Origin of the sequence: Winogradskyella sp., from assembly GCF_013213835.1 — a bacterium.
In the GTDB taxonomy this organism is placed as follows: Bacteria; Bacteroidota; Bacteroidia; order Flavobacteriales; family Flavobacteriaceae; genus Winogradskyella.
Genome location: NZ_JABSSU010000004.1, coordinates 268,233 through 289,171 on the forward strand (window position 1 = coordinate 268,233; position 20,939 = coordinate 289,171).

The 20,939-nt window shown below is 35.0% G+C and carries 18 protein-coding genes; 9 read left to right on the top strand and 9 right to left on the bottom strand.

All coding sequences use genetic code 11. The annotated features are described in order from the left end of the window. Nucleotides 1-36: 36 nt before the first annotated feature. Nucleotides 37-645, top strand: a complete 609-nt coding sequence (locus HRU50_RS07015) for a superoxide dismutase (RefSeq protein WP_296349619.1) — start codon at nucleotides 37-39, stop codon at nucleotides 643-645. A gap of 527 nt (nucleotides 646-1,172) precedes the next feature. Here HRU50_RS07015 and HRU50_RS07020 read toward each other — a convergent pair. The 4 genes from HRU50_RS07020 to HRU50_RS07035 form a co-directional block, all read right to left on the bottom strand. Further along, nucleotides 1,173-3,071, bottom strand: coding sequence for an amidophosphoribosyltransferase (locus HRU50_RS07020; RefSeq protein WP_296349622.1), 1,899 nt, complete (start codon nucleotides 3,069-3,071; stop codon nucleotides 1,173-1,175). A 42-nt stretch (nucleotides 3,072-3,113) separates the two neighbouring features. After that, a complete protein-coding gene (locus tag HRU50_RS07025) occupies nucleotides 3,114-4,040 on the bottom strand; it encodes a PfkB family carbohydrate kinase (protein ID WP_296349624.1) in 927 nt (308 codons plus the stop codon). A gap of 77 nt (nucleotides 4,041-4,117) precedes the next feature. Next, nucleotides 4,118-4,759 (bottom strand): ribonuclease H family protein, encoded by a 642-nt coding sequence (locus tag HRU50_RS07030; RefSeq protein WP_296349626.1) that lies wholly within the window; start codon nucleotides 4,757-4,759, stop codon nucleotides 4,118-4,120. 48 nt (nucleotides 4,760-4,807) lie between these two features. Next, the gene (locus tag HRU50_RS07035) at nucleotides 4,808-5,377 is read right to left on the bottom strand and encodes a phosphoribosylglycinamide formyltransferase (RefSeq protein WP_296349628.1); all 570 of its coding nucleotides are present in this window, start codon (nucleotides 5,375-5,377) and stop codon (nucleotides 4,808-4,810) included. A 183-nt stretch (nucleotides 5,378-5,560) separates the two neighbouring features. Here HRU50_RS07035 and HRU50_RS07040 point away from each other — a divergent pair, with 183 nt between their 5' ends. The 5 genes from HRU50_RS07040 to pyk all read left to right on the top strand — a co-directional run bounded on the left by HRU50_RS07040 (nucleotide 5,561) and on the right by pyk (nucleotide 9,854). Next, complete coding sequence (locus HRU50_RS07040; RefSeq protein WP_008269813.1) at nucleotides 5,561-5,794, top strand: acyl carrier protein; 234 nt, start codon at nucleotides 5,561-5,563, stop codon at nucleotides 5,792-5,794. A gap of 12 nt (nucleotides 5,795-5,806) precedes the next feature. After that, nucleotides 5,807-7,057 carry a beta-ketoacyl-ACP synthase II gene (gene fabF, locus HRU50_RS07045; protein WP_296349630.1) on the top strand — a complete coding sequence of 417 codons (1,251 nt, stop codon included), beginning with the start codon at nucleotides 5,807-5,809 and terminating at the stop codon, nucleotides 7,055-7,057. 7 nt (nucleotides 7,058-7,064) lie between these two features. Beyond that, nucleotides 7,065-7,808 (top strand): ribonuclease III, encoded by a 744-nt coding sequence (rnc, locus tag HRU50_RS07050; RefSeq protein WP_296349632.1) that lies wholly within the window; start codon nucleotides 7,065-7,067, stop codon nucleotides 7,806-7,808. A 120-nt stretch (nucleotides 7,809-7,928) separates the two neighbouring features. Then, nucleotides 7,929-8,408 (top strand): IPExxxVDY family protein, encoded by a 480-nt coding sequence (locus HRU50_RS07055; RefSeq protein WP_296349635.1) that lies wholly within the window; start codon nucleotides 7,929-7,931, stop codon nucleotides 8,406-8,408. Between the two features lie 3 nt (nucleotides 8,409-8,411). Next, on the top strand, nucleotides 8,412-9,854 hold the full coding sequence (gene pyk, locus HRU50_RS07060) for a pyruvate kinase (RefSeq protein WP_296349637.1): 1,443 nt from the start codon (nucleotides 8,412-8,414) through the stop codon (nucleotides 9,852-9,854). A 71-nt stretch (nucleotides 9,855-9,925) separates the two neighbouring features. Here the strand turns inward: pyk and HRU50_RS07065 are convergent, their stop codons facing one another. Both HRU50_RS07065 and dinB read right to left on the bottom strand, forming a co-directional pair. Continuing rightward, nucleotides 9,926-11,074 carry an NAD-dependent epimerase/dehydratase family protein gene (locus tag HRU50_RS07065; RefSeq protein ID WP_296349639.1) on the bottom strand — a complete coding sequence of 383 codons (1,149 nt, stop codon included), beginning with the start codon at nucleotides 11,072-11,074 and terminating at the stop codon, nucleotides 9,926-9,928. Between the two features lie 92 nt (nucleotides 11,075-11,166). Continuing rightward, the gene (gene dinB, locus HRU50_RS07070) at nucleotides 11,167-12,267 is read right to left on the bottom strand and encodes a DNA polymerase IV (protein ID WP_296349641.1); all 1,101 of its coding nucleotides are present in this window, start codon (nucleotides 12,265-12,267) and stop codon (nucleotides 11,167-11,169) included. A gap of 40 nt (nucleotides 12,268-12,307) precedes the next feature. Here dinB and HRU50_RS07075 point away from each other — a divergent pair, with 40 nt between their 5' ends. From HRU50_RS07075 to HRU50_RS07085, 3 genes are read left to right on the top strand one after another with little or no spacing between them, the layout of a single operon-like run. Beyond that, on the top strand, nucleotides 12,308-12,967 hold the full coding sequence (locus HRU50_RS07075; protein ID WP_296349643.1) for an NAD(P)H-binding protein: 660 nt from the start codon (nucleotides 12,308-12,310) through the stop codon (nucleotides 12,965-12,967). Next, complete coding sequence (locus HRU50_RS07080; protein ID WP_296349645.1) at nucleotides 12,964-13,437, top strand: CYTH domain-containing protein; 474 nt, start codon at nucleotides 12,964-12,966, stop codon at nucleotides 13,435-13,437. The genes HRU50_RS07075 and HRU50_RS07080 overlap by 4 nt, the downstream gene beginning before the upstream one ends. A gap of 1 nt (nucleotide 13,438) precedes the next feature. After that, nucleotides 13,439-13,945 carry a YciI family protein gene (locus HRU50_RS07085; protein ID WP_296349647.1) on the top strand — a complete coding sequence of 169 codons (507 nt, stop codon included), beginning with the start codon at nucleotides 13,439-13,441 and terminating at the stop codon, nucleotides 13,943-13,945. A 61-nt stretch (nucleotides 13,946-14,006) separates the two neighbouring features. Here HRU50_RS07085 and HRU50_RS07090 read toward each other — a convergent pair whose 3' ends face one another. Genes HRU50_RS07090 through HRU50_RS07100 form a run of 3 tightly spaced genes read right to left on the bottom strand, consistent with a single transcriptional unit; the run spans nucleotide 14,007 to nucleotide 20,899 of the window. Next, a complete protein-coding gene (locus HRU50_RS07090; RefSeq protein WP_296349649.1) occupies nucleotides 14,007-15,920 on the bottom strand; it encodes an OmpA family protein in 1,914 nt (637 codons plus the stop codon). A gap of 21 nt (nucleotides 15,921-15,941) precedes the next feature. After that, complete coding sequence (locus HRU50_RS07095; RefSeq protein WP_296349651.1) at nucleotides 15,942-16,847, bottom strand: type IX secretion system membrane protein PorP/SprF; 906 nt, start codon at nucleotides 16,845-16,847, stop codon at nucleotides 15,942-15,944. Nucleotides 16,848-16,873: 26 nt separating this feature from the next. Further along, on the bottom strand, nucleotides 16,874-20,899 hold the full coding sequence (locus tag HRU50_RS07100; protein WP_296349654.1) for a choice-of-anchor L domain-containing protein: 4,026 nt from the start codon (nucleotides 20,897-20,899) through the stop codon (nucleotides 16,874-16,876). Between the last annotated feature and the right edge of the window lie 40 nt (nucleotides 20,900-20,939).

The following is a 20,939-nucleotide window of genomic DNA, read 5'->3' on the forward strand; positions in this document are numbered from 1 at the left end:
GTTAAAATTAAATTATTAACACTTAAACAGAATACTATGGCATTTGAATTACCAAAGTTAAAATATGCTTACGATGCATTAGAGCCGCATATTGATGCACGCACTATGGAGATACATCACTCTAAGCACCATAATGGATATACAACAAAATTAAACGCAGCAATTGAAGGTACAGATTTAGAAGGAAAATCTATTGAAGATATCCTTTCTTCTCTTGATATGGATAACAAAGGTGTTAGAAATAATGGTGGTGGTTTTTATAATCACTCTTTGTTTTGGGATGTTATGAATCCGGAAGATAGAGGTTATTTATCTGGTGAATTAAAAGACGCAATAGAAGCAGAATTTGGTTCTAAAGATGCTTTTATAGAAGCGTTTTCTAAAGCTGCTGCAACACAATTCGGATCTGGTTGGGCATGGTTGTGTGTTCATAAAGGAGGAAAGGTTGAGGTTTGTTCTACTCCAAACCAAGATAATCCATTAATGCCAGGCGTATCTTGTGGCGGTACACCAATTTTAGGTTTAGATGTTTGGGAGCATGCATATTATTTAAACTACCAAAACAGAAGACCAGACTATATTGAAGCGTTCTTTAAAGTTATCAATTGGAATGAAGTAGAGCGTCGTTACGCAGAAGCTAAGTAATAGAATATTAAATATTCATATAGTAAAAGTCAAGTTAGAAATAACTTGGCTTTTTTAATTGTAAATAGTCAACAGGTAATGACGAAGTAACTATTGTAAATGAAAAAAGGTGAACAGAGAGTTCACCTTTTTTGCCCCAAATCTACCATAAACTTAACCTACTTATGTTATGGTGATTCAAATATATGATGACATTAATTTAACAATTTAATTTTTTGGATAAACGACCTATATATCAGTCTAAGAGTGGGAACGAACATATTTCAACGACGTAATAAATTTCTATTTGAAAAATTAAATATCAGAAAGGGATTGTCGGAAGGTTGAGGTAAAAGAATGTTGTAAAATAAAAAAAGGTGAACAGTGTTCACCTTTTTTTGCCCCAAATCTACCATGAACTTAACCTACTTATGTTATGGTATATGCAAGTTATGTCTTATTTGTCGTAATGCATCAATTACTAGATGAAATGCATAAATAAACGGTAAAAAGTTTACTTTTTCGGACAAAACGTTAAACATTGATAGTTAGTACGCACGTTCTTTATTACCTTCATAAAAATTGATGAAGGCTCTGTTAACGACACGATTACCACCATTTGTTGGATAATTACCAGTAAAATACCAATCTCCTAAATTTTTCGGACAAGCTTTGTGAAGGTTTTCAACTGGTTGAAATATAATTTTCACTTCAGCTTTTACATTGTCATCACTTAACAATTCAGAAATTTTATCTGAAATCTGTTCGTCCGTGAAAGGATCATAGATTTCTTTTACATAGTTAACGACATTTTTGTCTTTATAATTTACCTGAGTTAAGCATTTTTTATAAACATCTTCAACTATGTGATACTTATCATGGTCTTTTAATAACTCTAAAGCTGCTCTAAAAGCCACTAAAGTTTCTAAATTGGCCATATCAATACCATAACAGTCAGGATATCTAATTTGTGGTGCTGAAGAGACAACCACTATTTTCTTAGGATTTAGACGATCCATCATTTTTATGATACTTTTCTTCAAAGTTGTTCCTCTAACTATACTGTCGTCGATGATAACCAAATTATCATTTGGTCTAATAACACCATAGGTTACATCATAAACGTGAGCTACCAAATCATCTCTACTACTATCTTCGGTTATAAACGTTCTTAGTTTTACATCCTTTATTGCTATTTTTTCAATTCTAGGTCTTTCTGAGAGGATTTCTTCAACTTTTTCTGCAGATAACTCTCTCTGACCTTGAAGGATTGCCTTTGTTTTTTTATGGTTAAGATGTTCTTCAACAGTATCAATCATTCCAAAGAATGATGTTTCTGCAGTGTTTGGAATAAAAGAAAACACAGTGTTTTGCGTATCACTATCAATTGCCTTTAAAACTTTAGGCATTAAAAGCCTACCAAGTTCTTTGCGTTCTTCATAAATTTCTGCATCACTACCTCTAGAAAAGTAGATACGCTCAAAAGAACAAGCTTTACGTTCTAAAGGTTCAAGAATTTGTTTGATCTGAGTTGTTCCATTCTTTTTTGTAATGATGGCATGTCCAGGATCTAACTCAATCACCTCTTCAAAAGGAACGTTAAACACCGTTTGTATAACTGGACGCTCAGAAGCTACAACAACAATTTCGTCATCTTTATAATAGTATGCTGGTCTAATACCTGCAGGATCTCTAAGCACAAAAGAATCTCCATGACCTAATAAACCAGCCATGGCATAACCACCATCCCAATTCTTAGCAGCGCGCTTTAAAATTTTACCAACTTTTAATCGTTCGGCTATTAAAGGTGAACATTCACTTTTACTGTAACCTTCTTTTTTAAGGTCCTTATAGATTTTTGAAACTGCATCATCTAAGAAATGACCAATTTTTTCCATTACAGTAATCGTATCAGCCTTTTCTTTTGGGTGCTGACCTATTTCAACAAGATTATTAAAAAGCTCATTAACATTGGTCATGTTAAAGTTACCGGCAACAATAAGATTTCTGTGCATCCAATTGTTTTGTCTTAAAAAAGGATGTACACTCTCTACACTGTTTTTACCAAAGGTACCATAACGCACATGTCCAAGAAGTAATTCACCTATATAAGGTATGTGCTTTTTCTGTAGTGCCACATCGTCTTTATATTCCGGATGATTTGTCATTTCAGAATTAATACGCTCATTAATTTGAGAAAATATATCTTGAATAGGTTGCTGGGCAATAGAGCGCACTCTGCTTATATAGCGTTCACCAGGATTAGTATCTAGTTTAATGCTTGCAAAACCAGCACCATCTTGTCCTCGATTGTGCTGTTTCTCCATCATTAAATACATTTTATTTACACCATAGAATGCAGTACCATACTTTTCTTTGTAGTACTCTAAAGGTTTTAAAAGTCTTATAAGTGCTATACCACACTCATGTTTAATCGCGTCACTCATATTAGCAATAAAAAAACGCGCTCCATCTCTGGGCGCGTTTGATTAATTTAATTCTATTTCAAATTGCGTTAGACTCTTAAATTGGTCTAAGCGTTTATATATTTCAGTAGTTGATAAATTTTCAATACGTTGTGTGCCAAATTTCTCCACACAGAATGAGGCTAGAGTAGACCCGTAGATGACTGCTTTTTTCATATTATCAAAAGAGTAATCTTTAGTTTTTGCCAAGTAGCCCGCAAAACCACCAGCAAATGTATCTCCAGCACCTGTTGGATCAAAAACTTCTTCTAATGGTAATGCAGGAGCATAAAAAGCATTGTCATCATGAAAAAGTAGTGCTCCATGCTCTCCTTTCTTAATTACCACATATTCAGGACCCATATCGTGAATTTTTCTAGCTGCAACAACCAATGAATATTCTCCAGTTAGTTGTCTTGCCTCCTCGTCATTTATGGTAATAACATCAACGTGTTTAATGGTGTTGTGTAATTCATCTAAAGCACAGTCCATCCAAAAGTTCATAGTATCTAAAATAACAAGTTTTGGTTTTTCTGTCATTTGGTTTAAGACACTCATTTGAGTTGATGGATGCAAGTTACCTAACATCACAACTTCAGCATCTCTATAATTTTCAGGTACTTTTGGTTCAAAGTTTTCTAGAACATTAAGCTCAGTCACAAGCGTATCTCTAGAATTCATATCATTATGATAGCGTCCGCTCCAAAAGAAGGTTTTACCATCTTCAATTATTTCTACACCAGAGACATCAATATTCTTGTTAGACATTAAGTTTAAGTAGTCCTGTGGAAAATCGCCTCCAACAACAGAAACTACTGCAGAGTCAATATTAAAATTGGAAGCAGCAAGACCAATAAACGTGCCTGCTCCACCAAGAATTTTGTCAGTTTTACCGAATGGTGTTTCAATAGCGTCAAAAGCCACAGTACCAACGATTACCAATTTACCCATTGAATTCAATTTGAATTAAGTCGCAAAAGTACATGATTTTTTTGATTTGAATAGTTAATCTAGGTTAATAAGATGCTCTACTTTCTACCAAAATCTGCAGGTATTTCTCCCCATGCTCGAGTCTCCCATTTCACAATAGTTGTAGTGTACTGATTTGTTTTTAACCACTGCACGGCGCGATCTACTAAATCAAATACAGGTTTATTCTTGTCGTTACGTTCTAACTTAGAATTGCATGCTTTTTTTCTAACCCAACTCATTGCCGTTTTAGAGTCTGTGTAAATAATTCTATCACTATTATGTTGCTTTAAGAAAGCCAATCCATGTACAATAGCTAGAAATTCACCTATATTATTGGTACCTTCTTCAAAAGGACCTTGGATAAATAATTGTTTTTTGGTTTTGGTATCCACGCCACGATATTCCATTTTACCAGGATTTCCAGAAGAAGCCGCATCTACAGCAATTGAGTTGTAATTTGGTTGGCCTATCTTTTTTAATTGCTCTTCAGAAAGTTCACTTTTAAAAGTTTTAGATTTTCCTATATAATCCTTCGGACCTTCTTTATATGCTTTTTTTGCGGCATCAAATGTTGAAAATGATTTGTATTGCGCCCCTTTATAGTCCTTGATTTGAGCTTTGCAGTCATCCCAAGATTCAAAAACACCTGTGTTATGACCTTTCCAAACCGTATAGTATTTTGTTTTCTTTTTGCTCATTTTTTGTCATCCTGAACTTGTTTCAGGATCTCTTAATTGATGAACTATTTATTGATTCTCTAACAATTTTTGAACAACCTTCGGAAAATGTTCCATTTCTAATTCATGAATTTTAGCAGCCACATCTTCAGCCGTATCATGGCTTGAAACCTCACATTTTGCCTGAAAAATTATTGCACCTTCATCATAATTTTCATTGACATAATGAATTGTAATCCCAGTTTCTGTTTCATTATTGGCAACTACAGCTTCATGAACATGCATACCATACATACCTTTTCCACCAAATTTTGGCAGTAGTGCAGGATGCACATTTATAACTTTACTAGGGAATTCATTTAAAATAAATTCAGGAAATTTCCATAGAAAACCAGCCAATACAATAAGGTCTGGATTAGTGGTCTTTAATATATTAAGAACATCATTTGATTTAGAAAATGCGATTCTATTAAATGATAAAGCACTTACTTTAAGTCTTTTACACCTATCAAGAACTTTGGCATGAGGATTGTTAGTCAATACCTGAATAACAGAGACATTATCATTGTTGTGAAAAAACTTTATTAAATTTTCAGCATTAGATCCACTCCCGGAGGCAAAAATTACAACACGTTTCATATACTTATTATAAATGCACTATTATTTGCAACAAAAGAAAGAATAATAATTTACAATTGGACTTAAAAAATAAAACTGAAACAGAAATTTACAAGTCAAAATGCACATTTTATTGGTAAAAATGTTTTTTAAAATAAAGTTTTTTATTTTTGCCGTCTAATTAAAACTTAAAATTAAAAGATTATGTCAGACATTGCATCAAGAGTAAAAGCGATTATCGTAGACAAATTAGGTGTAGATGAAAACGAAGTTGTAACTGAAGCAAGCTTCACAAACGACTTAGGTGCAGATTCATTAGACACTGTAGAATTAATTATGGAATTTGAAAAAGAATTTGATATTCAAATCCCAGACGATCAAGCTGAGAACATTGCAACAGTTGGTCAAGCTATCTCTTACATAGAAGAAGCAAAATAAGAATATATTTTTATGGAATTAAAGCGAGTAGTAGTAACTGGTTTAGGTGCACTTACGCCAATAGGAAATACCAAGGATGAATATTGGGAAGGCCTAATTAATGGTAAAAGTGGTGCTGCCCCAATCACACATTTTGATGCTGAAAAGTTCAAAACACAATTCGCTTGTGAAGTAAAAAATTTCAACGTCACTGACTTTATTGATAGAAAGTTAGCACGTCAGATGGATAAGTTTTCACAATACGCTATGGTAGCTTCTGATGAAGCCATAGCGGATTCAAAACTAGATCTTGAGACGATAAACAAATATAGAGTTGGAGTAATTTGGGGAGCTGGAATTGGCGGTTTAGAAACATTTCAACAAGAAGTGTTAAACTACGCTGCTGGTGATGGTACACCAAGATTTAGTCCACGATTCATTCCGAAGATGATTGCTGATATAGCACCAGGTAACATATCTATTAAGTATGGATTTATGGGACCTAACTATACTACAGTTTCTGCATGTGCATCTTCTGCAAATTCAATGATCGATGCCTTAAACAACATACGTTTAGGACATTGTGATGTTGTAATTACTGGTGGAAGTGAAGCAGCAGTTACTATAGCTGGTATGGGTGGATTTAATGCTATGCACGCAATGAGTACTCGAAATGATAGTCCAGAAACGGCTTCACGACCATTTGACGCAAACCGCGACGGTTTTGTGTTAGGTGAAGGTGCTGGTGCCATTGTTTTAGAAGAGTATGAGCATGCTAAAGCAAGAGGAGCTAAAATCTACGCCGAGGTTGTAGGTGGTGGTTTATCTTCTGATGCTTATCACATGACAGCGCCACATCCAGATGGTATAGGTGTAATTGCGGTAATGAAAAATTGTTTAGAAAATGCCGGTTTAAATCCTGAAGATGTAGATCATATTAATACACACGGAACATCCACACCATTAGGAGATGTTGCAGAATTAAAAGCTATATCAGAGGTATTTGGCAGCCATGCTAAGAACATAAATATTAATTCTACTAAATCTATGACTGGTCACTTGTTGGGTGCAGCTGGTGCTGTTGAAGCAATTGCTTCTATAATGGCATTAGAGCATGGTATCATACCGCCAACAATCAATCACGAAACAGTTGATGAAAACATAGATCCAGAATTAAATTTAACGCTCAATAAAGCACAGAAACGTGATATTAAAGTAGCAATGAGTAATACATTTGGATTTGGCGGTCATAACGCTTGTGTATTATTTAAAAAATTAGACTAAATCCCGAATGGCTAGCATTCGTAACATATTGAAGAATTCCCGTTCCTTTAAAGACGGGAATTTTTTTTTAGAGCTTAAGAAGATTTTAGGTTTTAAGCCTTTGTCCGAATCGTTTTATGAAAAGGCGTTTACGCATCGCTCAATGAATATCAAGGACAAAAAAGGCAATCCCATAAACTATGAACGTTTAGAATTTGTAGGTGATGCCATGTTAAGTTCTGTAATTGCAGCATATCTCTTTGAGCAAGTACCACATGGTGATGAAGGTTATCTAACGAAGATGAGATCTAAAGTGGTGAGTAGAGAACATCTTAACGAACTTGGTAAAGAGCTAGACCTCATTAAGTTAGTGAAAAGTAGAATACCTGTTTCTAATTTTGGTAATAACATTCATGGTAATCTTTTTGAAGCATTAGTTGGTGCAATTTATCTCGATAGAGGCTATAAGATGTGTGAAAAATTCATTTTTAAAAGAGTGATAAACCCACATGTAGATATTGAGACTTTAGAAGGTAAGGTTATAAGTTACAAGAGTTTGTTGATAGAATGGTGCCAAAAAGAGAAAAATACGTTTAACTACGATGTGTATGAAGACACTGGTAAAGATAAATTGAAGCATTTCTCAGTAAGATTAAGTGTCAACGACAAGGTTGTAGCCAAAGCAAGAGCAACTTCTAAGAAAAAAGCTGAGGAAAAAGCCTCTAAAAGAGCATTTTTTGCGTTTCAAAAGCAAATCACAAAATTCATTTAAAAAGCGTCAACAAATTGACATTACTATAACGTTTTCGTAGTTTAAATCGGCTAAGATTAACCTAAAGTTGATATTACGAACCTTTTAAAACACTATATTTGGCGCAAAGTTTTTGGCGCTATGGCTTTACATAAACTTCTTGTAGATGATTTTGATGACGTTTCATATAAACTCATTGCAATTCATTGTAACCTTGAAGATTATCGTTTGGCTTATTTGCTTAATGGCAGTTTAGAGCTAAATTTAAAAAGAAATAAAGAGGATTTAGATTTTAATGATTCTAAGTCGTCATACAGTTTTTTTGAATGGAATGACAAACCCCACTATGTCACTTGGAACTTGATCTCTAATATTTGTAAGAGAGAAGAGCAAAGTGAATACAGTGCTGGTTTATTTAGTAATAGTCAGAGAAAAGTTTTAAAGACATACAATCTAATACCAGAATATAGTAAGGTAGATTACTTTGTGAAGATTTCTTATGAGATTGAAAATGTAAACGAAAAACTCATTTTAGACCGATTACAAAACATTCCTCAGATCATTACCAGTTACGCTGTTGATCCGTTAAAAATAAAATCGAAAGACCATTTAATTTTTTAATTAATGCGAAAGAATAAGAAGACAAAAATTGTAGCAACCTTAGGACCTGCAACAAGTAGTAAAGAGGTTTTAAAAGCAATGCTTGATGAAGGGGCTAATGTATTTAGAATTAATTTCTCTCATGCAGATTATGAAGATGTAAAGGAGCGAATTAAATTTATTAGAGAGCTCAACGATGAATATGGTTATAATGCCGCGATACTTGCCGACCTTCAAGGGCCGAAGTTAAGAGTAGGTGTTATGAAAGGTGACATTGTTGTTAACGAAGGTGATGAAATTATTTTTGCAACAGGAGAACGTTTTGAAGGTACAAAAGAGCGTGTCTACATGACATACGATAACTTCCCGCAAGATGCTAAACCAGGAGAAAAGATCTTATTAGATGATGGTAAATTAATCTTTGAGGTAGTTTCTACAGACGGAAAGAAAGAAGTTAAGGCAAGAGTTATACAAGGTGGACCATTAAAGTCTAAGAAAGGTGTAAATCTTCCAAATACAAACATCTCTCAGCCAGCTCTTACGGAAAAAGATATTGAAGATGCGATTTTCGCTATTGGCCAGCAAGTTGATTGGATTGCTTTGTCGTTTGTGCGTCATGCAGAGGATTTAATGCAGTTGGAGGAATTAATAAAAGAACATAGTGAACACAAGATTCCTATTGTAGCCAAAATTGAGAAGCCAGAAGCCGTTGAGAATATCGACAAAATTGTAGCGTATTGTGATGGTTTAATGGTTGCTCGTGGTGATTTAGGTGTAGAGGTTCCAGCTCAAGAAGTACCATTAATTCAAAAGCAATTAGTACTAAGGGCAAAGCGTGCTAGAATTCCTGTAATTATAGCAACACAGATGATGGAAACCATGATTACAAGCCTTACACCAACACGTGCTGAGGTTAATGATGTAGCCAATTCTGTAATGGATGGTGCTGATGCGGTTATGCTTTCTGGTGAAACGTCTGTTGGACAGTATCCGGTGCAAGTTATCCAGAAAATGTCTGATATCATTAGAAGTGTTGAAGATTCTCAGCTTATTAAGGTACCGCAATCTCCACCACATATCCGTACAAAGCGATACATTACAAAATCAATATGTTTCCATGCTGCTAACATGGCAAATGAAATCAATGCAAAAGCCATTTCTACTTTAACAAATAGTGGTTATACAGCATTTCAGATTTCTGCTTGGAGACCAAAAGCACATATTTTAGTCTTTACATCTAACAAACGTATCTTAACACAGTTAAGCTTACTTTGGGGAGTTGAAGCGTTTTATTATGACAGATTTGTAAGTACCGACGAGACCATTGAAGATGTAAATGCTATGGCGTGTAAAAAAGGGTATTTAGAAGTAGGTGATATGCTTATTAGTTTAGCGGCAATGCCAATACAGGCTAAAGGTATGGTAAATACATTACGTATTACAGAGATTGAAACATGTAGTTTCTAATGATCTTATTAGGACATATTTAAAACAAAAAACCCTGCTCTGAGTAGGGTTTTTTGAGTTTTATTTAGATTTTAATTTCCTTTTCTCGCTTTCCATTTTTCTAAAATGCCTTTCTCACGTTGCATCAAAGAATTTTCACCACCAAGAATATTGTCTCGCCTTTCTTGTGAAACCGCATCAGAATACCACCAATTTTTTGTAGCTACCACAGTATCTGATAATGACCTAAACGTTAAACCAGAAGCAATGGCCTTACTATTGTTAGTTTTAGACATGCCAGCATATTCAGGTAACTGAATTACCCATGGTTGTATTCCAAAAAGACCATTTTCTTGTAAGAAGTCATTGTCATCTATTTGTATGTAGTTAATAGGTACATTATAATTCGCATGTATACCATGCACAAAAGCATTAGTCGTCATTTCAAATTCTGGTCCAGCACCATTGTATGTTCCAGAAGCTTTGTTTTCGGCCAATCTAATCATCCATTCACCTAAATCTCTCACATCAATGTATTGTACAACTTCATCTTTACTACCTGGAATAATAAAATCGCCACCTTTTTCTACACGTGCCAACCAATACGGAAAACGGTCTGTTGGGTCGCCAGGCCCAACAATTAGGTGCGGTCTTACAATGATAGACCTATCTTCTCCAAAGGTGTTTATAGTTGCTAATTCTGAAGTCGCCTTCATAATGCCATATTCATAGGTGCCTTTTTCTTCGGGTTTAGCATCGCTTGGCATTTCTGTAATCACTTTTCTGGTTTCTGAAAAATCATTTCCAAAGAATGGATAATACACACTCACAGAAGACGTATACATGTAATAACCTACATTATCTACTAATAATTTGGCGGTATCTTCTGTCCATTTTGTTTTTCGACCAGAATTATCAATAACAACATCCCATTTTCGGTTTTTAAGTGCTTCTAAGTTGTCTTCTCTATCACCTACTAATTGCTCTACTTTAGAGAAAAGTTCAGGATGAATTTTTGGCTTGGTTTTGCCTCTTGTAAATGTAGTTACTTCATGACCTCTTTCTAAAGCGTAAGCGATTTGATGCGGTCCTAAAAAACTAGTACCGCCAAGAATTAAGATTTTTAATTTTTTATCGCTTGGTTGAATATTGATTAGCGTTGAAAGTGGACTAGCTTGTACTACAGATGATAAGCCTAACATCATGCTAAGGCCTAAAAATTCTCTTCTACTATTTTTCATTTTTTTGATTGATCAAGATTGAAATGCTTATAAACTTACCAATTTTTAGGTAATTATATTGTTAATGATATCCTAGAAACAAAGTACTACGTTTAAAACTCAAACTTCAATTGTACACTTACTGCGTCTTTTTCAGTGGGTTTTTCTTTTCTTTCAGTATTTAAATTAGATAACGAAATTCCTAAAAGACGAACAGAATTATTGAGTTTTTCTTGATATAATAAGTCTTTAGCAGTATCTAAAATAATGTTTTTATCACTTATAAAATACGGCAAAGTTTTGCTTCTGGTTTGCAGTGTAAAGTCACTATATTTTATTTTAAGAGTAACTGTTTTTCCAGCAACATTACTTTTGTGTAAACGTCTTGAAACTTCATCTGCAATGTGTTCTAGTTTTTCGAGCATAAAGATTTCAGAAGACAAGTTTTTGCTAAACGTACGTTCGGCTGCTAGAGATTTTCTAATACGATTTGGTTTTACTTCGCTAGTATGGATTCCACGAACAACATAATAGTAATAGTGACCAGATTTTCCGAAATTTTCACCTAAGTATTCTAAACTTTTAGATTTTAAATCTTTACCAGTAAAGATGCCTTTTTGGTACATTTTTTCGGCAGTAACCTTACCGACACCATAAAATTTCCGAATATCTAGATCTTCTAAAAATTGTAATACATCTTCAGGGTTCACTGTTTTTTGCCCATTCGGTTTGTTATAGTCGCTCGCAACTTTAGCAATAAATTTATTGATTGAAATCCCTGCTGAAGCAGTTAAACCAACTTCGTCATAAATACGTTGTCTTATTTTTTGAGCGATTAAAGTTGCGCTTGGTAGTCCTATTTTATTCTCTGTGACATCTAGATATGCTTCATCTAAAGAAAGCGGTTCTACAAGATCAGTGTAATCTAAAAAGATATTTCTAATTTTTTTAGAGATGTCCTTATAACGATCAAATCGATGTTTTACAAAAATTAATTCAGGACAAAGCTTTTCGGCTAATCGACCAGACATCGCACTTTTGACCCCAAATTTACGTGCTTCATAGCTCGCAGCACTTATCACACCTCTTGCGCTTCCACCACCAACAGCAATGGGTTTACCCTTCAATTCAGGATTATCCATTTGTTCTACAGATGCATAAAATGCATCCATATCAACATGAATAATCTTTCGTATTGGCATTGGCATATCCATATTTCAAATTTATAATATCTTTATCAAAGACTTATACAAAATGGGTAAATCGGTAATCTTATTGGGTGCTTCTGGACTAACAGGAAGCTATGTTTTGCAATATGTATTAAAAGATGATAGTTATGATGAGGTTATTCTTTTTAATCGAAGCGCTTTAGGTGTTAATCATCCAAAGATAAAAGAGTACGTCATAGACCTTTTAGATTTAAAATCTCAAGAAGAACACTTTAAGGCAGATATTGTTATTTGTTGTATTGGGACAACTAAAGCAAAAACCCCAGATAAAACACTTTATAAGCAAATAGACTATGGAATACCGGTCGCGGCTGCTGAGCTTTGTGTGTTAAATAATATTTCTAAGTTTTTGGTAATATCTTCTTTAGGAGCAGATGAAAATAGTAAAGTGTTTTATTCTAAGACTAAAGGTGAAATGGAAGCGAAAGTATTGTCTTTAGGTATTACATCTACTAACGTTCTACAACCATCTTTAATTTCTGGTCATCGTAATGAAAAACGAGCAGGTGAATTTGCCGCAAAATTGTTAATGAAAGTTATAAATCCGTTACTTTTCGGAAGATTAAAAAAATATAAATCCATTCATCCAGATACCATTGCTAAAGCATTAATATATTTAGCTAATCATGAATATGAATCTGGAATTATTCCTTCTGATAAAATTGAAGAACTTGCCACATTATGAACATAGAAATAGAACGTAAATTTTTGGTAGATTCAGATGCATTTAAGAATGAAGCGTCTACAAGTTACCCTATTAAACAAGGATTTTTAAATAGTGATAAAGAAAGAACTGTACGTGTAAGATTAAAGGCTAAAAAAGGATATATTACTGTAAAAGGAGAATCTTCTGAAGATGGTTTGTCTCGTTTTGAATGGGAAAAGGAAATTTCAAAACCTGAAGCTGAATCATTATTGAATTTATGTGAAAAAGGAATCATTGATAAAATACGTTACGAAGTAATTTCTGGAGAACATGTTATTGAAATAGATGAGTTTTATGGAGATAATGAAGGTTTGGTTATTGCCGAAATTGAACTTAGCAATGAAAATGAAACTTTTAATTCACCAACTTGGTTAGGAAAAGAAGTGACAGGTGATATAAAATATTATAACTCACAAATAAGTAAGAACCCTTATAAAAACTGGAAATAGCATGAAAAAAATAGTAGTAATATTAAGTGTTTTGATTCTTACACATTCATGTAAAGATAATACTGAAACATCAATTAATGAGCAAGTGTCTGAAAATGTAAAAGAAAAGCAACCTAAGAAGTCTGTGAAATCTTTAAAGGAGGAATTAACAAACAAAGGGTTTCAAATTTTTGATTATGTAGACGAAAAAACCAAGGACACTATTCTTATGCAGCAATATTATATTGCTTTTTTGAAAAAAGGTACTATTAGAAATCAAAATGAGGAAGAAGCTAACAAATTACAATCTGAACATTTAGCGCACTTGGGTAAGATGTATGAACTCGGTTATGCTGATATTTCAGGACCATTTGGTGATGATGGAGATATAAGAGGTATTACCATTTATAATGTGCCGACCCAAGCTATGGCAGATAGCTTAGCAAATGCAGACCCAATGGTTAAAGCAGGTCGATTAGAGATTGAAATCCATCCATGGTGGGCAGCTAAAGGTTTCTCATTAAGATAATAAACTAAAAACGCTCTGATAAAATCAGAGCGTTTTTGGTTTATATAAAAAGTGTAGTTTTTTATTGTTGTTGTGGTCCACCACTAACGATAAGGAATTCTGAACGTCTATTTTCTTGGTGTTGTTCGTCAGTACAATTAGCACCACAATCCACTTTAAGTTCGGATTCACCTTTACCTTCAGCTGAGATACGCGACTCATCAATACCTTTAGAGATGACATACTGTTGTGTACTTTTCGCTCTACGTTGCGATAATCGTTGGTTGTAAGCGTCAGAACCTCTACTATCAGTATGCGAAGTTGCATTAATAACTAAATCAGGGTACTTGTTCATGATTTCAACAAGTTTATCTAACTCAAAAGCAGCTTGTGCAGTGATATTAGACTTATCAAACTCAAAGAAAATAGGGTTAAGCACTATTTGTTCAGGAGTGATGATTTCTTCTATAGGACTTAAAGAAATTTGCACAGGTACTTCTTCTTCAGAAGTTGCAGAAACCGTTACTTTTTTACTTTCGTAATCTTCAGCAATTGCTTCAAGTTCTGCTTGCTTATCACATTCAATAATAAACTCAGCGATTCCTTGCTCGTTGCTTGGCTTAGAAGTCAGCTTATTACCTTCAGCATCATAAATAGAAACAGTAGCACCAGCAATAGGCTCACGCGTTTTATCATCTAAGATAGTAGCAACAACTAATACATCACAAAGTGGTTGTAATTTTTTAAATAAGTAGACATCATCACTGCCTTGTCCACCATCTCTGTTAGAAGAGACAAATCCTTCTTCAGCTTCTTCATCAATAGTAAATGCAAAATCATCAGCATTACTATTAATAGGAATCCCTACGTTTCTTACCGGTGCTAATTTACCATCAATCACCTTAGTGTAGAACACATCCATACCACCAAGGCCTAAATGGCCGTTAGAAGAGAAGTAAAGTGTATTGTTACTACTAATATAAGGGAACATTTCTTGAGCTTCAGTATTTACTTTTTGTCCTAAGTTTTCAGGAGTACCAATAGTACCATCATCATTGATAGGAGCTTTATAAACATCATAGAGGCCATAACCACCAGGCATATCAGAAGAGAAGTATAATGTTTTACCATCAGCACTTACCGAAGGATTTTTCACAGAGTAGTTTTCACTATTAATAGAAAGTGCCTCTACAGTATCCCAATCATCCCCTAATTTAGTTGCTTTAAATAAGTAAAGTTGACTAAATCTTGTATTGCTAGTAGAATCTTTTTCAAATACTTTTTCAAAATAACTTTCTCTAGAGAAGTACATGGTTTTACCATCAGGAGAGAATGATACTAAACCTTCGTGGAACTTGGTATTGATTTGGTCATTCATAAGTGTTGCACCATCGTAAGCACCATCAGTGTTTTTAGTTAGAGTGTAGATATCTAAGAAAGGCTCTTGATTCCAACCATAGTTTTTACGATTGTCATTTCTACCAGATGCGATATAGAGTTTACCATCATTGATAGTACCCCCAAACTCAGACTGTGCTGTATTAAACCCAGCACTTTGTACATTAAACTTTTTACCTTGATCTAAGATTTTAGGTAAGTAGTTAGGGTTCTTTCTATAAGCTGTAGCTCTATTATCAGAAGGGCGCATAGAAGCGAACTTTTCCATTTGCGCATTAGACTCATCGTATTTACCATTAGCTTTAAGCATTTGCGAATACTTATAGATCATTTCAGGATCTTCTGAAGATTCTAAAGCCTTGGCATACCATTTTTCAGCTTCAACGGTATTGAAGATGTTATAGTAACTCTCAGCAAGTTGTCCGTATACATAAGGACTACCTTTACCTTTTTCAATAAGCTTGTTATAGCTTTCAGCTGCCTTAACAAATTCGAATCTAGCAAATTGTTTATCAGCTTTTTTAGTATCGTTATTTTGCGCATTTAAGCAGAAACTACTGATCAACGCTACAAATAATAAAGTTTTAAAGTTTTTCATAATATAGTTTAGCTTAACGGATTAGAAATATCTAGGTGAACGAGAGACGCGTTTCGGGAAGTTAAGATCAAATAATAACATCACCTCATGCGACGCAGGAGCATATGCATTAATATCAGAAGATACATGGTCATAAGCATATCCAACTCTCACTGATGGTGAGATAGCAAAGTTTACCAGTCCAGAGATAGAATCGTCTAATCTGTAAGAGGCACCAATTTCGAATTTCTTAAAGAAACGCGCATTAAGGTTAACGTCAAAAGATGTAGGTGCATCAAAAGCAGACTTCATCATAAACGATGGTTTTAATTCAGTATTAGGTGATAGGTCAAAGACATACCCGCCAGTTACGAAATAGTGCTGTGTTTCAGACCCGATATTAAGACCATTAGCATCTAAATGTACAGAGGCTAACATATTAGGAACAGATACGGATAAATAATACTTATTGGTATAGTAGAATAACCCAGCACCGATGTTAGGTGTAGTTTCATTAATATTTTGATTAAAGAACGGGTCGTCAGCATCAATAACATCCACACCAGCCAGACCAATGTCATGGAAAGTTGCCCCAGCTTTAACACCAAACGCTAAGCGGTGCTCACCACCAAGTTTAAGGGTATAAGAGACATCTGCATACACGTTGGTTTCTTGTACAGGTCCGATTCTATCAGAAATTAGGGAAAGACCAAGACCAAGGTTATTACCTACAGGAGAATGCACGAAAGCAGTAGCTGTTTCTGGTGCACCTTCAATACCTACCCATTGGTCTCTGTAGAGTAAACCAAAAGAGAGATTTTCTCTAGAGCCTGCATAAGCAGGATTCACGACATTCATATTGTACATGTATTGCGTGTACTGAGGATCTTGCTGTGCTTGCATTTGAAATGCTAAAAGCAAGATGGCTATAATCGAGAGTTTTTTCATTATTTTTAAGTTGATTCAGTTAGTTGTTATCTATTAATATATACCCAAGCACTTCGTTGCTTCGCACCACCATCGTAGACTACAGTATAGAAATATGTACCTACAGGAAGTTCTTCACCATCATTAGTTTGACCAACCCATTCGTTAGAGTAGTTGTTCTTAGAATATACAAGGGTACCATTTCTGTTGTAGATTTCTAATCTAGTAACGTTGAAGCTACTTAAATCAAAACTATCATTAAACCCTGGTGATACACCAGGTGAAATACCTTCAGGAAAAATACAAGATTCAAGTTCTTCAACAAAAGCAGTGACAATTGTAGAACAACCAGATGCATTAAATGTGATTTCTGCTGAATAATCACCTTCAACAAGCACTGAATCGAGGATAAGGCCACTTGCACCATCAATATAAACATCATCTAATAACCAAGCTACTGATACTTCTGCTTCAGTAAAGTTTGATGGAATAAGGCCTATTGAAATTGGTGTTGTAGCGTTTGGACAAACTTCGTAATCAAAGGAAGGATCAAATAGAGCTACTGGCGCATCATTAATGATTAAGTTGAATGAGTTTACCACAAAACAAGTTGGATTAAAGGCATCCTCAACTCTAACATATATTACGGCGTTACCTGATGAATATACATGTGGCAGTGCATTGTCATTATTTTCAGCGTCTGCTTGAGAACTGTGATAAGTTACAATGTAATTTGCTGGGTCTTGTGTACCAAGTACATTAGGATTATGAGCAAGTAAGTCAAAATCAGCTAAATCATCAAAGTTACCATCATTATCATCACATTCAGCTATGTCTACACTTTCAGCAGTATGATCTGGTACACTAATAGATAGGTTGAAAGATGTAGTACTAACACAACCTGTGTCATTGTTCTCAACTCTAATAAATACTGTTTCACCATCAGTACCTGTATATGATGTACTGATACTGTTTGAACCAGATTCAGCATCTTCCAAACTATTATGGTATGTCAGTGTAAATTCGGATGGATCTTGTGAACCTAAAATAAATATATCATTAAGGGATAAATCAAAATCCGCACTACTTTCTACAGAACATACCAACTGATCAGAAGGTGTATTTGCTTCTGGTAATGGTAAAAACTCCACAAGAATGTCATCTTGTAAGAAACATTGGTTAGAGAAGTATACTAAAGCTGTATATAAATCTGGTTCTGTAACTTCAATAGTTGAAGTTGTTTCACCATCAATAGGTAAACCATTTCTAAGCCAAATATGCTCTAAGTTAGGGGCACCTGAATCTAAGGTAATAGGTTCACCAAAACAAGCTGCTCCACCAGAAGCAATGGTAATATCTTCACCCAAGTTTAATTCACCAAGGTCGAAACTCCCAGCTTTTAAGAAAACACCAGAGTCAAATGCCGAGTCGTTGGCATCAGCAATAACAAGTTTAATATGATAGGTCTGCCCAACAGTAACGGGAGCTTGCGCAGTAAATACTACTGTTCTACCGTCAAACTGCATTGGTGGAAGATTATCACCTGTATATCCTCCGAAGTATTGTTCATTTATCGCAGGACAACCAGGATTTGCCTCATGAATGTTAGTTACTAAAATCGGTGTATTTGTACCAGGAATCACCGCAAGATTTGTAGTGTTACCCAAAGGGTCTGTAAGTAAAAAGGCAAATGCATCAGAGAATGTACATTCAAAAGTTCCTCCTGAATCACCATTATATTCTTCTGATGCCATTAAGAAATCAAAACTAATTTCTTGAGCAAGTGGCACGAAGTCAAACTCTAATACAGTGGCGTTATTGGTATTACCAGATGGAACGATAGTATTTAAAAAAGGATCTCCAGGCCATGCTGAAGTTCCATCACTTAAGTTACCAAGGTTTGGACCTGCAGCAGCACTGGCATCACCTGAAGTTAATAATACACCTTCGGTAAAAGGAAAACCTTCCATATCGCCATCAAGAGTAAAATAACCAATACCATTATCTTGACCAAAATCTGTACCTGTTGAGAAGGTAATATTAGATATTTCAGCGCACTCACCGCCAATTAGGATGTCAGTTACTAACTGTTCAACAGTATAAGTAGTTTGGTCTACTACCACGTTATCACCACCAGGTCTAATACATAAATTAAATGTAGTATCTTCTTGGTCAGCGCCAAATGAGAAGACTCTAACGTAGTAAGTGTTTCCAACAGTTAAGCCTGTAGCTAGAGTAGGATTATCAGTTGAACAATAGATTTCTGTAAAATTATCACACGTACCTGAATAAAGTGCATGGTCTAAGTTATTCGTACTCCCTGCAATATTAATTAATGAAATGATTTGGTTGGTGTCATTAGCAACAAATTGATACCAAACATCGTTGTCTGTATTACCAGCACAAGTACCATTAGCTATACCAGATGAAGTTGCAGCTAGTAATGTACCCGGTGTAACAACCGTACATTCAGATTCTGTATTCACTCCCGCAACGATTGCATCTGCACAATTATCATTGGCAGGTGGACAAGCTAAAACGGTAAAGTTGTCACTTGCAATAACACAATTATTATCTTGTTCATTAGTCACAAATACTCTTACGGTATTGCCAAATGGGAAAGGACCAGCCTGATACAAACCATTGGCAGTTGCTTGAACTGTAGAAGCATCAAAGTTATTAGATATTTCTAGAGATGTAGCATCACCTAAACTTGTAACATCAACATCTATAAAGAATTGATCATTAGCACAATCAGGTGTAGTTACAAAAGTAGCTTCAGGAAGTGTACAAGTCAATTGTTGTATATTAATTGTAAAGTCTAAAGTTACTCCCCAAGTACCAGAATAACATGGATCTGGTGTTCCTTGGCCGAAATCGGCAGTTCCAATACGCATTCTATGCTCACCTACAGGCGCAGTTAAGGGCATAATGAATGAAGCGTCTAATGAATGTGGGTTACCACCTGACGACTCACCTTGAAAAACAAGTTCGCTAGGTTCAAAAACTAAATTATCATCAAAATCTATCCAAATGTTTGAGAAATAAGTAAAGCCATGAGCAAAATCAATTATCACTTCTGTTTCAACTCCCTGAAATGCGTTAACAACTGGTGAAGTCTGATCTTCGTATGTTACATCACCTAAACTTGGGAAATCTGTAATTCCAACGGTTACGTTTGATACACCTTGCCCATCATTACTTGAAGGGATAGAGTCACAATACTCAATAAGGAATTGAACAGGTCCAGCCCAATCACTAATTTCACCACCACAATCTGACTGTACATAATATTCGTATTCAACATCTAAAGATAAATCTGTTATTTGAAGAGGATTACTTGTTGTTGGTACAATTGTCCCATCCGCAGAACCTTGAACAAAACCGACAGGACCATACTCAACAATCCATGACGTTCCACCGGTCCAGCCAAGCTCAATTGTATTAGCGTTTACTACGAAGGCAGTTAAATCGGTTGGAGGAGGACAGTTAGGACCTTCTTCGATACAAATGTCTGCAGACCCAGATGGTAAGTCACGCCAAATTGCCACATAATAAGTGTTACCAGGCGTAAGGCCACCTATTGCATCTGAAGCATCACCGTCATCAAAATCGTTATTAAAGCACCCAAGTGATGTACCACCACAGGCATCAAAAAGTTCAATACCAATATTATTTGCACCACCACTAAAGTTAAAAGCTACAGATCCGTTTGCAGGCGCAACAAAGCTTGTCCAATATCCAAAATTCGCAAAGGGATCACAGCTCAAAAATCCGAGGTCGTATCCACTTGAGAAATCGAATGTCATAGGTGTACCTGTGCTACAATCTTGTATAGTCATAGGAATGGCTTCAGCACAAGTCTCACCAGGAGCTAAAAGCATTGAACTGTCAATATTGGTTGAGACAGCGTTATTAGTCACATTGTTTTCATAGACGTTGTCATTTAAAATGACGGTATCTATAGGTTCGGAAGATATATGTCTAGAATCTAAATTCGGATTTAAGACATATAAAGCAGATGCATTGAAGCAAATACTTAACATGAACACAAATAAAGTAATCTTCTTCATTATTAATTGGTTTAATTAGAAAGTTTAGTCAAAAATCAAA

What these genes read in the sequence shown, in the direction of transcription:
- HRU50_RS07015 (WP_296349619.1), top strand. Translation starts at nt 37, where the DNA reads ATGGCATTTGAATTACCAAAGTTAAAATATGCTTACGATGCATTAGAG.
- HRU50_RS07020 (WP_296349622.1), bottom strand. Translation starts at nt 3,071, where the DNA reads ATGAGTGACGCGATTAAACATGAGTGTGGTATAGCACTTATAAGACTT.
- HRU50_RS07025 (WP_296349624.1), bottom strand. Translation starts at nt 4,040, where the DNA reads ATGGGTAAATTGGTAATCGTTGGTACTGTGGCTTTTGACGCTATTGAA.
- HRU50_RS07030 (WP_296349626.1), bottom strand. Translation starts at nt 4,759, where the DNA reads ATGAGCAAAAAGAAAACAAAATACTATACGGTTTGGAAAGGTCATAAC.
- HRU50_RS07035 (WP_296349628.1), bottom strand. Translation starts at nt 5,377, where the DNA reads ATGAAACGTGTTGTAATTTTTGCCTCCGGGAGTGGATCTAATGCTGAA.
- HRU50_RS07040 (WP_008269813.1), top strand. Translation starts at nt 5,561, where the DNA reads ATGTCAGACATTGCATCAAGAGTAAAAGCGATTATCGTAGACAAATTA.
- fabF (WP_296349630.1), top strand. Translation starts at nt 5,807, where the DNA reads ATGGAATTAAAGCGAGTAGTAGTAACTGGTTTAGGTGCACTTACGCCA.
- rnc (WP_296349632.1), top strand. Translation starts at nt 7,065, where the DNA reads ATGGCTAGCATTCGTAACATATTGAAGAATTCCCGTTCCTTTAAAGAC.
- HRU50_RS07055 (WP_296349635.1), top strand. Translation starts at nt 7,929, where the DNA reads ATGGCTTTACATAAACTTCTTGTAGATGATTTTGATGACGTTTCATAT.
- pyk (WP_296349637.1), top strand. Translation starts at nt 8,412, where the DNA reads ATGCGAAAGAATAAGAAGACAAAAATTGTAGCAACCTTAGGACCTGCA.
- HRU50_RS07065 (WP_296349639.1), bottom strand. Translation starts at nt 11,074, where the DNA reads ATGAAAAATAGTAGAAGAGAATTTTTAGGCCTTAGCATGATGTTAGGC.
- dinB (WP_296349641.1), bottom strand. Translation starts at nt 12,267, where the DNA reads ATGGATATGCCAATGCCAATACGAAAGATTATTCATGTTGATATGGAT.
- HRU50_RS07075 (WP_296349643.1), top strand. Translation starts at nt 12,308, where the DNA reads ATGGGTAAATCGGTAATCTTATTGGGTGCTTCTGGACTAACAGGAAGC.
- HRU50_RS07080 (WP_296349645.1), top strand. Translation starts at nt 12,964, where the DNA reads ATGAACATAGAAATAGAACGTAAATTTTTGGTAGATTCAGATGCATTT.
- HRU50_RS07085 (WP_296349647.1), top strand. Translation starts at nt 13,439, where the DNA reads ATGAAAAAAATAGTAGTAATATTAAGTGTTTTGATTCTTACACATTCA.
- HRU50_RS07090 (WP_296349649.1), bottom strand. Translation starts at nt 15,920, where the DNA reads ATGAAAAACTTTAAAACTTTATTATTTGTAGCGTTGATCAGTAGTTTC.
- HRU50_RS07095 (WP_296349651.1), bottom strand. Translation starts at nt 16,847, where the DNA reads ATGAAAAAACTCTCGATTATAGCCATCTTGCTTTTAGCATTTCAAATG.
- HRU50_RS07100 (WP_296349654.1), bottom strand. Translation starts at nt 20,899, where the DNA reads ATGAAGAAGATTACTTTATTTGTGTTCATGTTAAGTATTTGCTTCAAT.